The sequence below is a fragment of the Protofrankia symbiont of Coriaria myrtifolia genome, assembly GCF_900634755.1.
Classification (GTDB): Bacteria; Actinomycetota; Actinomycetes; order Frankiales; family Frankiaceae; genus Protofrankia; species Protofrankia coriariae.
This window is the reverse complement of sequence record NZ_CAAAFS010000356.1, coordinates 31,913-44,639: the sequence shown is the minus strand read 5'-3', so window position 1 is coordinate 44,639 and position 12,727 is coordinate 31,913. Positions and strand designations below refer to the sequence as shown.

Below are 12,727 nucleotides of genomic sequence, written 5' to 3'. Positions count from 1 at the left end.
CCGCTCCTCGGCTCCAGTCCCAGCCCCAGCCGCTCCAGCGCTCGCGGCGTCGCCCGCGGCCGCCGCGGGTTCCCCCGCCGGCCGGGGCGGGGGAACCTCGGCGGGACCGTCGGCCCCCGACGCCGCGGATGACGGGTCGACGGCCTCGGGAGCGTCCGACGCGTCGACCGTGACCGGGGCCGTGACGGCGGGGCTGGCAGCCGCGGGATCGGTGGCAGCCGGGACAGCCGGCCCCTCGGAGTCACCGGGGGTGACCGCTGGCGGTGTGGTGGTGCTCCCGGCGTCCTGCAGCAGGAACGCTTCGGCCTGACGCGGGTCGTCCGCGTCGGCGGAGGCGCGCCCGCCCGGATTATCGCGCGACCGGCGGCGCAGACGTCTGGTGATCCGTCCGGCCCGGGTGTCCGTACCCGGCTCGACAGCAGAAGAAGATCTTGGTGGCGGCGGGCTGCCGCTGGTTGTGGTTCCGGCGGCGGGTACGTCATCACGGGTCGTCGAATCCGGCCGTGGACCCGCCCCGGGGAGGCGTGTACCGATCAGCGAGACGGGACGCGCGTCACCGTCATCGCCGTAGGGCTCCCGCGACACATCGGTCACGCGCTGTCGACCTCCGTGGTATTCTCCGGCTGGTTAGTGCCTGTTACTGCTGCTTACGGTTGCTTGGCTTGAACTTCGGACGGATCGATGTAACACGAGCAGTTCAAGTATGACAAGGCTCCTTTGGGGGTCGTCAGGGTGGCTTGGGTGGGTGTAACTTCCTGCGCCGGCGGTATGTGCTCGGAGAGGGAGGCCGTCACGTGGCACAGGAGGGCGTCTCGGTGGCGGCGTTCGCGGCGGGCAGGGATCCCGCGGACGATGACGTGCTGACGGTCGACGAGCTGGTCGCGTGGCTGCGGCTGTCGGAGAGCACGGTGCTCAGGCTGCTGTCCGAACGGGAGATCCCGGCTCGCAAGGTCGGCCACCAGTGGCGAATCCGCCGTGGTCGGGTCAGGGACTGGCTGGACGGCAGGGAGTGATCTTTTCCGGCATGTCGGTCGGGCGGGCGCCTTCGCGGATGCTCGTGCGGGGCGCGTCCAGGCTGTGCGTGCTGGTGGCGGCGGCGCCGGTGCTGCTGTGCGGTGTGTCGGCCTGTTCGGCCGTGCGTGACGTCGTGGCCCGGGCGAGCAGCGCCCCGACCGCGACCGGGCCACCGCCGGCCGCGAGCCAGCCACCTGGTCCGCCACTTGCCACCGCCTCACCGCTGGCCTCCGCCCCGCTCGACCCCCATGATCCCGGAAGCGTCGCGGTGGACTGCTTCACCCGCTGGCAGTCCTACGACACCCGGGCCGACAGCGGACCGGACGCCGGTCTGCTGCGCGTCCGCACCTGCATGACCCCGGACTTCTTCGCCCAGCTCGGCGGGGAACGGGCCGCCACCGCCACCGAGGAGCCGGCGCGGGGCTGGCTGGAACTGCGGGAGCTGGGCAGCCGGTCCACCGTCGAGGTGCTCGCCACCTCGCCGCTCGGCGGTGTCGACAGCACCGCCAGCGGCCGGGTCGTGCTGCTGCTCAACGTCCGGCGCACGACCGTGAGCGACCGGGTCGGCGACCGCGTCGAGACGGTGTCGAACCCGGCGCTCACCCTGCTCCGCCAGACCGACGGCACCTGGCTGGTGGCCGGCGCGGACCTGGCGAACTCCTACGGCGACGCACCGGGCCGCTGACGCCGTGGCAGGGGGGAGCGCCCGCGCCCGTCGGCGCCGGCAACGATGGATGCTCTGGGGCGGGCTGGGGCTGGCCGGCAGCATCGCCGCGTTCGTCTTCGGTGTCACGGCCATCGTCGTGATCATTGCCGGCCCCTTCATCGGGAACGACGGTTCCGACGTGCGCCGGACGATCAGGAACGCCGCCGGCATCCCGCCGGAGTATCTGCCGATGATCATCGAGGCCGCGAGCAACGCCGGTTGCGCCGAGGTGTCGCCGGCGGTGCTGGCCGCTCAGCTACACCAGGAGTCCGGTTTCAACCCGTCCGCCCGCTCCGCTGTCGGCGCGATGGGTATCGCCCAGTTCATGCCCGGGACCTGGGCGGTCCACGGCCAGGACGACGTGTGGAACCCGGCGGACGCCATCCCCGCCGCGGCCCGTTACGACTGTGCGGTGGCCGCGGCGACGGCGTCCGTTTCGGCGGATCCACGGGAGAAGATGCTCGCGGCCTACAACGCCGGGCCGGGCGCGGTGCTCGCCTACGCCGGTGTTCCGCCGTACCCGGAGACCCGTAACTACGTCCGGACCATCCTCGCCCAGGCACAGGTCTATGGCGACGTCATCGACGCCATGGTCGCGGGCACGGTGTCGGCGGCCGCGGTGGCCCCGGTGCTGGCGTTCATGGAGAGCCAGATCGGCAAGCCCTACGTGTGGGGCGCGACCGGCCCGGACGCCTGGGACTGCTCCTCGCTGGTGCAGGCGGCGTACCAGCGGATCGGGGTGTCGCTGCCACGGGTCACCGTGGACCAGATGCGGGCGGGCCCGCTGGTGTCCGCCGTGGATCCGCAGCCCGGTGACCTGCTGTTCATCCCCGGGGCCGACGGCACCCCCGCGGCACCGGGCCACGTCGGCATGTACGTGGGGAACGGCCGGGTGATTGCGGCGAAGGGCGCCCGCTGGGGTGTGGTCCAGTCCGCCCTGTCGGACTGGACGTCGATCGTGGCGGTCACTCGCCCGCTGGCCGCCACCTGACCGGCTGCCGCCTGATCAGCTGTCACACGGCTGGCTGCCCCGTGCCTGGTCGCCAGGTAGGCCGCCATGTATGTCACATATACCGCCGCTACATATACCGCCGCTACGTGTGCCGCCGCGGATGAGGCGGGTCCGCCGTGTCCGGGCGTGTCCGCGTGGGCGCCGCCGTTCGCCCGGGTATCCCGTACAACCTCGGCCGCCCCCACGGGCATGGTCGGGGGAGCCCGCCGGCCTCGCGGTGGGAGCGGCGAACATCAATGATCATTGCGTCACGGTTCATGCGCTGTCCCGTCCGATCCCGTTCGGCGTCTCATGCGACCTCTGTGACGAAATGGGACAAGCCTTCCGCGGCGTCCCCGAGCACGCTGACCGCCGAGTGGACCACGTAAGCGGCATCACTGGGCGTGTTCGCCAGATAAAAGATCAGCAGTGCGAGCAGGGACAGGTGCGTCAGTTTCTTCACGGTCATGTCGGACCTCGCGGGAGACGGGGTGGACAGGCGCCGTCCACGCTCTCCGGAGCCTCCCGCCGTCCACGGTCGCCGACATGTCGACCGCTCGTTTGCGTAATCAGATAACTACTCTGGGTGTCATCTGTCCGGGAAGCAGGGCAGGTGGCGCCGTTGACGGCCACGATGCCGAACGTCCCGTCATCGCTCGACGCCGGTAGGAATCGCGCTGTCCACAAGCGGCCCGGTGCGCTCGCACAGCCGGGAGCGGGCGCACCGATATGAGGCGGCAGGGAACGGTGTGGGGCCGGCCGGGACAAGGCCGGCGGGGCAGGCTGCGGTGGCGGCCGGCGCGGTATACGTCGCTGGTGTCCGGTGCTGTCAGGAGGGCTTGAGGATGGTGGATATGAGGCCGTCCGGCCCGACCCGGCGGACGATCCCGCCGTACTGGGCGATGTAGACCGCGCCGGTGCCGTCGACGGCGACCCCGGTCGGCGCGTAGACCCGGGCCTCCCGCGCGTCCCCGCCGTCCCCGGGCTCGGTGGCGGTACGCGACCCGGCGAAGGTACTGATCACGCCGCTGGCCGCGTCCACCAGCCGGATCACGTTGTTCGCGTAGTCGGCGATGTAGAGATCGCCGTTGGGTGCGAGTGCGATCCCGTCGGGATCGCCGAGCGTCACCGCGGTTGCCGGGGAGCCGTCCCCGGCGCTGCCGACCGGCGGCGGTGAGGCAGTCGGCGTGTGCGACGCCGTGCCCGCCGTGCCGGTCGCTGGCGGTGCCGTGCCGGCGAAACGGGAGATGACGCCCTTCAGGCTGATCTTTCGGACCGTTTCCGCCTCTCCGTCGAGGATGTAGATGCTGCCGTCCCTGGCGATGACGACGTCCGTCGGAACGCTCAACAGGGCGTCGGCGGCCGGGCCGTTGTCACCCGACGTTCCGCTGGTCGACGAGCCCGCGACCGCGGCGATCCTCCCGGTGGCGACTGTGACCTTCCGTACCCGACTGCCTTCGGAAAAGAGGATGTCGCCGTTGTCGTCGACCGCGATCCCGTGTGGTTGCGACAGTTCCGCGGCGGTTGCGGCCCCGTTGTTTCCCGTGAATCCGTCCAGTTCGGGGCCGCTGCCGGCGACCACGGAGATGCCGCCGTCCCTGGTGATCCTGAAGATCTGGCCGTCGGAGGTGCTGGTGGCGACGTAGATCGCGCCGGTGGTGTCGACCGCCACGCTGCTCGGTGAGGCCAGGACCCTCCGGCGGGCGTCGGTGTCGGCCGTGGGCTGTGCGCTTGCCCCGGCCGCCGGCCTCGGTGACGGCGGGCGGGAACCAGCCAGCCACTCGACGGTCCCGGTCGGGCTCAGCGTCAGCACACGGCCAGCGCTGCCGTCCGACACGACGATGGTCCCGTCCGTGCCGACGGCGATGCCGTTCACCGACGAGAGAGCACCGGCGATGGCGGGGCCGCTGTACCCGGCCCGGCCCGGCCGCGGGCTGGAACCGCCGCGCGAGACCGTGACCAGGACGACGGCGACCAGGACGAGCACCAGGACACCGGCGCCGATCCGGTTGCGCCGCGGCCCGAACAGGGCAGCCACACGCCGTGCCCCCGAACCGCGTGCCCCGGAACCGTGCGCCTCGGGGTACTCCAGCCCTCGCTCGCCACCGCCAGTTGGCCGGCCGTCCGGTGGCCCGGGAGGTGGGGTCCGGGTGGGAGCCGTGAACGAGTTGGACGACCGGCCGTCCGGTGGTTCGGGGCTCGGGCCTCCCAGAGGCTGTCCGGCCGGCTGCCAGGCAACCCGGGCCGGTACCCGGCCGTCCGGCCACCCGGCCGCCGGATCCGCTGCCGAGACAGGTGGGGAGTCCGGGGTGACCAGCCGAGTCGTGTCGCCGCCCGTACCCGCGTCCGTGTCCGTGTCCGTACCAGTGGCCGCGCCGGACGTCGACCACCACGGCCGGGTCGTCGCCGGGCGCGGCTGCGCCGGTGACCGGGGCGTGGCCGCCGCGTCACCTCGAGCCGCCGCGGTGACGGCGTCCGGCAGGCTGGTGGGTACCCTGCTGGCGGTCAGCCAGCCGGGGCCGTAGGCGCTGGCCGCGGCCCGCGCCAGATCGATGGCGAACTCCTGGGCGGAGGAGTGCCGGGCGGGCGGGCTCTTCTCCAGCGCGCGCCCGATCACGGCGGCAACCGGCTCCGGGGCCTCCGTCAGCTGTGCGGGAGGCACGTTGAGGTGGTGGTGGAGCATCGCCGGGACACTCAGGTGCCGCTCGAACGGAGGTCGGCCGGCCAGCAACTCATAGAGGACGAGCCCGAGGGCGTACAGGTCCGTCGCCGGGCTGAGCCGGTCACCGCTGATCTGCTCCGGCGCCATGTAGCGCGGTGTGCCCACCAGCCCGGTGGTGGTGGTCGCCGTGGTCTCAAGGATCTTGGCGATGCCGAAGTCGGTCACCTTGGGCAGGCCGGCGTCGGTGAACAGCAGGTTGTCCGGCTTGATGTCCCGGTGCAGGACGCCGCGGGCGTGCGCGGCGGCCAGCGCGGTGGCGGCCGACAGCCCGATCGCGCAGGCCGCCGGCTGGTTCGACCCGCCAGGCCCGGAAGGCCCGGTGCCGCGCCGCCACCGGCCGTCCGGGCCGGTGGCGAACCGCTGGCGCAGGCTGCCGCCGGTCAGTTTCTCCATCACCAGCAGGCACAGGCCGCCGCGTTCCACATAGTCGTAGACCCGGACGACATGAGGATGGTCGAACCCGGCGAGCAGCCGCGCCTCCACCAGGAACCGCTCGCGGACCTCCTCGGCCCCGCCGTCCTCCTCGGGCAGCACCTTGACGGCGACATCACGCTGGATCAGTTTGTGCCGGCCGGCGAAGACCACGCCGAAGCCCCCGCGGCCGAGCTCGTCACCGACGTCGTAGTCCGGTAACGCGGCCGCTACCCGTGCGCGGTCGACTGCCATGTCGTGGTCCTACTCGATTCCTCGGGGTCGCCGGCGCGCGGGAAACAGGGAAGCGAACGAAGTACACAAGCGAACGAAGTGCCTGAAGTGTACGAAGTGCATGGAGCGCACATGGTGGCACCACCGCCGGTCGCCAGCTGCCCGGGTGACCGGCGACACGCGGTAAGAAGCATGATCCGACGGTTTCCGGCCGGTCTACCCGGCCTGGGCAACGGTCGTGATGATGCCGGTGGTGCTGACGCGCCGGACGCGGTCGTTCTTGTCGTCGGCGATGTAGAGGTTGCCGGCGCCGTCGACGGTGACGCCGGTCGGGCTGGACAGCTGCGCCCGGATCGCCGCCGCGCCGTCCCCGGCCGAGCCCGCGGTCCCGTTGCCGGCGACAGTGGTGATCACACCGTTGGTGGCCACCCGCCGGATGCGCTCGTTGCTGTAGTCGGCGATGTAGAGGACGCCGTCCGGGCTGAGGGCGACGCTGGGGACGCGCAGCTGGGCCGCGGTGGCCGGGCCGCCATCCCCGCCGTAGCCGGAGGTGCCGTTCCCGGCGACGGTCGTGATGACGCCGTTGGGGCTGACCTTGCGGATCCGCGCGTTGCCGAGCTCGGATATGTAGAGGGTGCCGTCGGCGGCCACCGCCAGGTTGTTGGGATTTTTGATCTGGGCCTGGAGGGCCGGGCCGCCATCGCCGGAGAAGCCGGCCGTGCCGGTGCCGGCGATCGTCGTGATGATTCCCAGCGGGTCAATCTTCCGGATGCGCTGGTTCTCGTAGTCGGAGATGTAGATCGAGTCGTCTGTGGCGACCGCCAGCCCGTAGGGCTCGTTGAGCTGGGCCGCCGTGGCCGGGCCGCCGTCGCCGGAGAAGCCGGCCGTGCCGGTGCCGGCGATCGTCGTGATGATTCCCAGCGGATCGATCTTCCGGATGCGATGGTTGTGCGAGTCGCTGATGTAGACGTTGCCGTCCGAGTCGACGGCCGTCGTGGCCGGGCTGTTCAGCTCCGCCTGGGTGGCCGGGCCGCCGTCGCCGCCGAAGCCCGCGTTGCCGGTGCCGGTGCCGGCGACGGTGACCACGGTCCCGTCCGGCTGGATCTTACGTATCTGGTGGCTGGTCCAGTCGGTGATGTAGAGCGCGCCCGCCCGGTCGATCGTGACGTCGTACGCGTCCAGGTCGGGCAGGGTCAGCGCCGTGCCCGAGTAGGCGGTGCCCGGCACGAACAGCGCGGAGTGGGCCGGAGTGCCCCCGCCTCTGGTCACCACCAGCGTGATACCGACGCTCAGCGCGGCGACCACCGTGAACACGACGCCTGTGATCAACCACATCCGACGGCGGGACGGCCGCCGCTGCCCTGCCGGCCATCCCGGGCCGGGTACCGCGGGTGGCTGCGCGCCCGCGGGCACCCGCCCGTCCTGCGGCCCGGACGGCCCGCCGCCGGGAGCGAACGGGTTGGGCTGCCACCAGTCTGTACCGGGCCGGCCCGGCGGCGGCCCCACCGGCCGGCTGGGCCGGCGGCGGATACCCGGCTGGCGGCACCCAGTAGGGGGCCTGGGGTCCGGGGGCGGCCCGGCCGTCGTACGGAGGCGGATACGCCTGCGCCGCCTGGGGCTGCTGCGGCCCGGACCATCCCGGTTGCGACTGCGGCCATCCCGGCTGTGGTTGTGCCTGTGGCCCGGACCATCCTGGCTGCGGCTGCGGCTGCGGCTGCGGCTGCGGCTGCGGCTGCGGCTGCGGCTGCGGCTGCGGCTGCGCGCCAGCGGGCCACGGCCGCGGCGGCTGCTGGGGCCCGGATCCCGGCGTAGCGGGCTGTCGGGGCTGTGCCTGGGCACCCTGAGCGGACGGATTCGACCCGGACACCTGGCCCAGCGCCGCGTGCCGCACCTCGTCGTCCACCCGCACCTTGATGCCGCTGCGGGTGAGCCAGCTCGGACCGAACGAGCCCGCGGCGGCCTGGGCGAGATCAAGGGCGAATTCGGTGGCGCCGCCGAAGCGGGCGGCGGGTTCCTTGGCCAGCATGCGCATGATGACCGTGTTGATGGCGGCGGGTATGCCCTCGAGCGGGAGCGGGGTGACGTTGAGATGGTGGTTGACGAGCTCGCCCACGGACAGGGAACGGCCGAAAAGAGGCCGTTGAGCGAGTAATTCGTAGAGCACCCCGCCGAGTGCGTAGAGATCGGTGGAGGCGTGCAGCCGCCCTCCGGTGATCTGCTCGGGGGCCATGTAACGCGGCGTCCCGAGAATCCCGCTGGCGGTCGTCTCGGTGCCCTCGAAAATCTTCGCGACGCCGAAGTCGGTGACCTTCAGCAGCCCGTCGGAGGCGAACATCATGTTGTCGGGCTTGATGTCCCGGTGCAGGACGTTGTGGGCGTGCGCGGCCTGCAGCGCCGCCGCGGCCGCCAGGCCCAGCGCGCAGGTGGCCTCCGGGGGGATCGGGCCGGTCGCCAGCCGCTGGCGCAGGGTGCCGCCGGGGAGCAGCTCCATGACGAGCAGACAGCTGCCTCGATGCTCGATGTAGTCATGGATGCGCACGATGTGCGGGTGGTCGAGTTCGGCCAGGACGCGGGCCTCGGCGAGGAAGCGGGCCCGCAGGTCCGCGTCGTTGGCCGTGTCGAGCAGCACCTTGATCGCGACGTTGCGGCCGATCAGCCGATGACGGCCGCCGAGGACCAGCCCGTAGCCACCGCGGCCGAGTTCGCCTTCGACCTGGTAGCCGGGGAGAGCGGTCTCCACCAGCGAGCGATCAATCAACAAAGGTCAGTTCCGTCCGCCACCGTATGGACAGCCATTCCCGCATCCGTGCCGGAGCCGCAAAACAGTCGTGAGTGTACGACCGTCACCGTCCGCCGATCCCGTCGCGGGTCACAGCCGACGCTGACAGATGGGTGACACAGATCATATCCAGTGACAGCCGGTCACGTTCATGATCTATCCGCATTCACAGTGTCACATCGACTGGTGGGCGGCCTGTGCCGGTTCCCGGCGGTACCGCGCCGTCGCGCCGGACCTCCGGGTGACGCGCGCGGTGACCTGCTGGGCATGCGGTGACGTGGACCCGGCGCGGGGGCATGCAGCATCGTGGGCATGTCGCAGCCGCGCCCGCGCCCGCAGCCGTCCAACCGGGAGGTTCCCGAAGATCATGTCGTCCATTGAGCCGTCCCCTGGTGCTGTCCAGCACGATTCCCTGATAACCGGCACGCCGGAATGGGCGGCGCTCGAGAAGCACCACGCTGAGCTTGCCGGTGTCCATCTGCGCGGCCTGTTCGACGACGACCCGCGTCGGGGCGAGACGCTCACCGCGGCGGCCGACGGCCTCCACCTCGACTTCTCCAAGAACAGAATCACCGCCCGGACGGTGGAGCTGCTGGTCGCCCTGGCCGGACGGGCCCGGCTGCGGGAGCAGATCGAAGCCATGTTCACCGGCCAGCGGATCAACACGACCGAGGGCAGGGCGGTGCTCCATGTCGCGCTGCGCGCCCCCGCGGACGCCGTCATCGAGGTGGACGGTGTGAACGTGGTGCCCGCGGTGCACGCCGTGCTCCAGCGGATGTCCGCGTTCGCCGACAAGGTCCGTTCCGGGGTCTGGCGGGGCGCCACCGGAAAGCACATCCGGACGGTCGTGAACATCGGGATCGGCGGCTCGGACCTCGGCCCGGCCATGGCGTACGACGCGCTGCTCGACTACTCCGACCGGTCGATACGGTTCCGCTTCGTCTCCAACGTCGACGGCACCGACATCTGGGAGGCGACCCACGACCTCGACCCGGCCGAGACGCTGTTCGTCGTCTCGTCCAAGACGTTCACCACCCTGGAGACGCTCGCGAACGCCCGCACCGCCCGCGCCTGGGTGACCGACGCGCTCGGGCCGGACGCCGTCCCGTTCCACTTCGTGGCGGTGTCGACGAACACGGTGGAGGTGACCGGGTTCGGTATCGACAGCGCCAACATGTTCGAGTTCTGGGACTGGGTCGGTGGGCGGTACTCGGTGGACTCCGCGATCGGCCTCTCCCTGATGCTGGCGATCGGGCCGGAGCACTTCCGTGACCTGCTCGCCGGGTTCCACGCGATGGACGTCCACTTCCGGACGGCTCCGTTCGACCGGAACCTGCCGGTGCTGCTGGGGCTGCTCGGCCTGTGGTACCGGGACTTCTTCGGCGCGCAGACCCATGCCGTGCTGCCCTACAGCCACTATCTGGGACGGTTCCCGGCATATCTGCAGCAGCTCGACATGGAGAGCAACGGCAAGTCCGTGGACCGCTCCGGCCGGCCGGTGTCCACGCCCACCGGCCCGGTGGTGTGGGGCACGCCCGGGACCAACGGCCAGCACGCCTACTTCCAGCTCATCCACCAGGGCACCGCGCTGGTCCCGGCCGACTTCATCGGCTTCGTCCACCCGAACCACGACGTGCCGACAGGCCGGGACACCGGGACGGACCACCACGTCCTGCTGATGGCGAACTTCTTCGCCCAGACCGAGGCGCTCGCCTTCGGCCGCGGCGCCGAACAGGTCGCCGCCGAAGGGGTCGACCCCGCCCTCGTCCCGCACCGGACGTTCCCGGGGAATCGGCCGACCAACACGATTCTCGCGGACCGGCTGACGCCGTTCACCCTCGGTCAGCTCATCGCCCTGTACGAGCACAGGGTCTTCACCCAGGGCGTGCTCTGGGACATCAACAGTTTCGACCAGTGGGGGGTGGAGCTCGGCAAACTGCTGGCGCAGCGCATCATTCCGGAACTGTCGGCGGATACCACGGACGGTGACAATCTCGCCGAGGCCGCCGATGCCGGACGGCTGGCCCATGACAGTTCCACCAACAGCCTCATTCGCCGCTTTCGCGAGGCCCGACGCGCCCCGCGGTGACCCCGGTGCCGGCCCGCGGTGCTGGCCTGGTGACCGTCAGGACCCGGCCCGTTGGCCGCCCGGCAGCTCCCACCGGGCCCGCGCCCCGTGGGAGTCGGAATCTTTGGTCACGCTCGGTAGTATCGTTGTGTCGAGTGTGTGTATCTCGTGGCTCGGGGAAAGACCACGGCTGTTGACGATTCTCATCCGGTCTCATCCGGAGGTGTGGCAACGGGTGACAGTGGCGGGGAACCGGCGGTATCACCGGGGGGCAAAAGCATGCAGGTGCAGGCCGGTCAGCTGCGGATGTCGGTGACGCAGTCCGAGCGCGAAGTGATCATCATACTCGACGGCGAGCTCGACACCCGTGGCCGGTTGCGATTCCGTCAGCAGATCCACGAGCTGCTCGGCCGTGGCGGCACCGACGTGGTGGTGGACGTCGGCGGTCTGAGCGCCATTGACATCGCGGGGATGGCCGCGCTCCTGCGGGCCGACCTGCTGTTGCGCGGGGTCCACTCGACCGTGCGGATCCGGGGGGCGTCCCCGGCGTTCATGGCGTTGTTGCGTTCCACCGGCCTGACCGGCCGGCTACACGTCGAACCCGGGTCGCGACGGCCGGCCACCGGGACGCCCAGAGCCACCGCCACCAGCTCCGCGCGCTGATCAGCCCGCGGCCGGTCAGCGGCTCCGCGCCACGCTGACCGGCGCCATCTTTTTCCACGCATCCTTCTCACCAGCCCCGGCATGCTGGGGCTGGTGACGTCGGGCTGTCGGTCAGGGGCGGACGGCGTGTCGGGACACGATCAGCCGCAGAAGCCGGGCCGGGGGCGGGCCGGTCTCCTCAACCACCCCGACGCAGGTGTCGTCCAGGTCCGGGACGGCCCGCAGCGCCGGCCGTCGCACCCGTTCGATCATTTGTTCCACCCGCTGCATGGCCAGCATACCGACCATCAGCAGGAGTGGAAATCCCAGTACAACCGCCACCGATCCGGCCACCGTGCCCCCCGGCCTTCGTCGACAACACGGAAAGTTCTGATGTAATCCCTTTCCGTTATCTCGTCATCGGTTTTACCCATGCTCGCAGGGCATTCACTTCCTGCCGCCGACTTCGTACATAGAGGGTGAGTGACGCTGCGGACGCCGGACGGCGGCGGCTGACGGCGGTATCATTACCGGGCCCAGCCGGGCGCCGGCTGTAAAGCGGTGCCTGTCACCATGTCTGTCATGCCGAGGTCCGCCGTGACGCAGTCGGCCGGCTCGGAGGGCCCGCCGCTAAGCGGGCCCCGCAACAGGCCCTGGCCGGTTGGACGGGCCATGCCAAGCGACGCCGAGCTGTGGACGCGGACGCGGATGCGGATGCTGATCGAGCAGATCGAGGTCGCCCAGGCGGAGATCGTCCTGCACCGAGCGGCCTACGAGCGGGCCAGCGAGGAGGAGGCGGCCGACCGCCCGTGGCTGCGCAGCCCGGTGGAACGTCTCACGATCGCCCGGATCGCCCGTGCGCTGGCCGCGGAGTTGGCCGCGGTGGAACGCTTCCGGGCGTGGGCCGAGGAGCTCTACTACCTGCAGGAAGAGGCCTGTGACCGCGGGCACGGGGCCACGCCCGGGAGCCCGGACGACCCGGCAGGCGGTGGCCGGCGGCCGGCGGGGTTCTAGAACCGCCCGCGACCAGATCAGCGGACGGACGGACCGCCAGGGGCCGGCCGGCTGAACGGCCGGGGACCGGGCCCGGACGGACGGGCCGGGCCTCAGGCGGTGGCAGCGGCAGCGGCGGAGGTGGGCAACAGGCCTCAGACCGAAGG

At 71.4% G+C, this 12,727-nt stretch carries 11 protein-coding genes and 1 pseudogene; 6 read left to right on the top strand and 6 right to left on the bottom strand.

Annotation, left to right across the window (positions count from 1 at the left end):
- Positions 1-594 (bottom strand): annotated as a pseudogene (locus CM1CMNOD_RS22060) (hypothetical protein); the annotation flags it as partial.
- 200 nt (positions 595-794) lie between these two features.
- On the opposite strand from CM1CMNOD_RS22060, the gene CM1CMNOD_RS20875 reads away from it, so the two are divergent.
- From CM1CMNOD_RS20875 to CM1CMNOD_RS20865, 3 genes are read left to right on the top strand one after another with little or no spacing between them, the layout of a single operon-like run.
- Positions 795-1,013, top strand: a complete 219-nt coding sequence (locus CM1CMNOD_RS20875; RefSeq protein WP_013875580.1) for a helix-turn-helix domain-containing protein — start codon at positions 795-797, stop codon at positions 1,011-1,013.
- A gap of 11 nt (positions 1,014-1,024) precedes the next feature.
- Entirely contained in the window at positions 1,025-1,699 is a 675-nt protein-coding gene (locus CM1CMNOD_RS20870; RefSeq protein WP_131772973.1) for a hypothetical protein, read from the top strand.
- A gap of 49 nt (positions 1,700-1,748) precedes the next feature.
- Positions 1,749-2,711, top strand: coding sequence for an NlpC/P60 family protein (locus CM1CMNOD_RS20865; RefSeq protein ID WP_013875578.1), 963 nt, complete (start codon positions 1,749-1,751; stop codon positions 2,709-2,711).
- Positions 2,712-3,021: 310 nt separating this feature from the next.
- Here CM1CMNOD_RS20865 and CM1CMNOD_RS22055 read toward each other — a convergent pair whose 3' ends face one another.
- The 4 genes from CM1CMNOD_RS22055 to CM1CMNOD_RS20855 all read right to left on the bottom strand — a co-directional run bounded on the left by CM1CMNOD_RS22055 (position 3,022) and on the right by CM1CMNOD_RS20855 (position 8,839).
- Complete coding sequence (locus CM1CMNOD_RS22055) at positions 3,022-3,180, bottom strand: hypothetical protein (RefSeq protein ID WP_013875577.1); 159 nt, start codon at positions 3,178-3,180, stop codon at positions 3,022-3,024.
- 360 nt (positions 3,181-3,540) lie between these two features.
- Complete coding sequence (locus CM1CMNOD_RS20860) at positions 3,541-6,099, bottom strand: serine/threonine-protein kinase (protein WP_013875576.1); 2,559 nt, start codon at positions 6,097-6,099, stop codon at positions 3,541-3,543.
- Between the two features lie 195 nt (positions 6,100-6,294).
- Positions 6,295-7,164: a hypothetical protein gene (locus CM1CMNOD_RS23460; protein ID WP_242625478.1), complete on the bottom strand. Its 870-nt coding sequence runs from the start codon at positions 7,162-7,164 to the stop codon at positions 6,295-6,297.
- A 19-nt stretch (positions 7,165-7,183) separates the two neighbouring features.
- Entirely contained in the window at positions 7,184-8,839 is a 1,656-nt protein-coding gene (locus CM1CMNOD_RS20855; RefSeq protein ID WP_242625477.1) for a serine/threonine-protein kinase, read from the bottom strand.
- A 385-nt stretch (positions 8,840-9,224) separates the two neighbouring features.
- On the opposite strand from CM1CMNOD_RS20855, the gene pgi reads away from it, so the two are divergent.
- Together pgi and CM1CMNOD_RS20845 are read left to right on the top strand one after the other, a co-directional pair.
- Positions 9,225-10,946 (top strand): glucose-6-phosphate isomerase, encoded by a 1,722-nt coding sequence (pgi, locus tag CM1CMNOD_RS20850; RefSeq protein WP_013875574.1) that lies wholly within the window; start codon positions 9,225-9,227, stop codon positions 10,944-10,946.
- 258 nt (positions 10,947-11,204) lie between these two features.
- Positions 11,205-11,588: an STAS domain-containing protein gene (locus tag CM1CMNOD_RS20845; protein WP_013875573.1), complete on the top strand. Its 384-nt coding sequence runs from the start codon at positions 11,205-11,207 to the stop codon at positions 11,586-11,588.
- Between the two features lie 111 nt (positions 11,589-11,699).
- Here the strand turns inward: CM1CMNOD_RS20845 and CM1CMNOD_RS20840 are convergent, their stop codons facing one another.
- Positions 11,700-11,909: a hypothetical protein gene (locus CM1CMNOD_RS20840; RefSeq protein WP_131774138.1), complete on the bottom strand. Its 210-nt coding sequence runs from the start codon at positions 11,907-11,909 to the stop codon at positions 11,700-11,702.
- Between the two features lie 330 nt (positions 11,910-12,239).
- On the opposite strand from CM1CMNOD_RS20840, the gene CM1CMNOD_RS20835 reads away from it, so the two are divergent.
- The gene (locus CM1CMNOD_RS20835) at positions 12,240-12,581 is read left to right on the top strand and encodes a hypothetical protein (RefSeq protein ID WP_013875571.1); all 342 of its coding nucleotides are present in this window, start codon (positions 12,240-12,242) and stop codon (positions 12,579-12,581) included.
- Positions 12,582-12,727 lie beyond the last annotated feature (146 nt).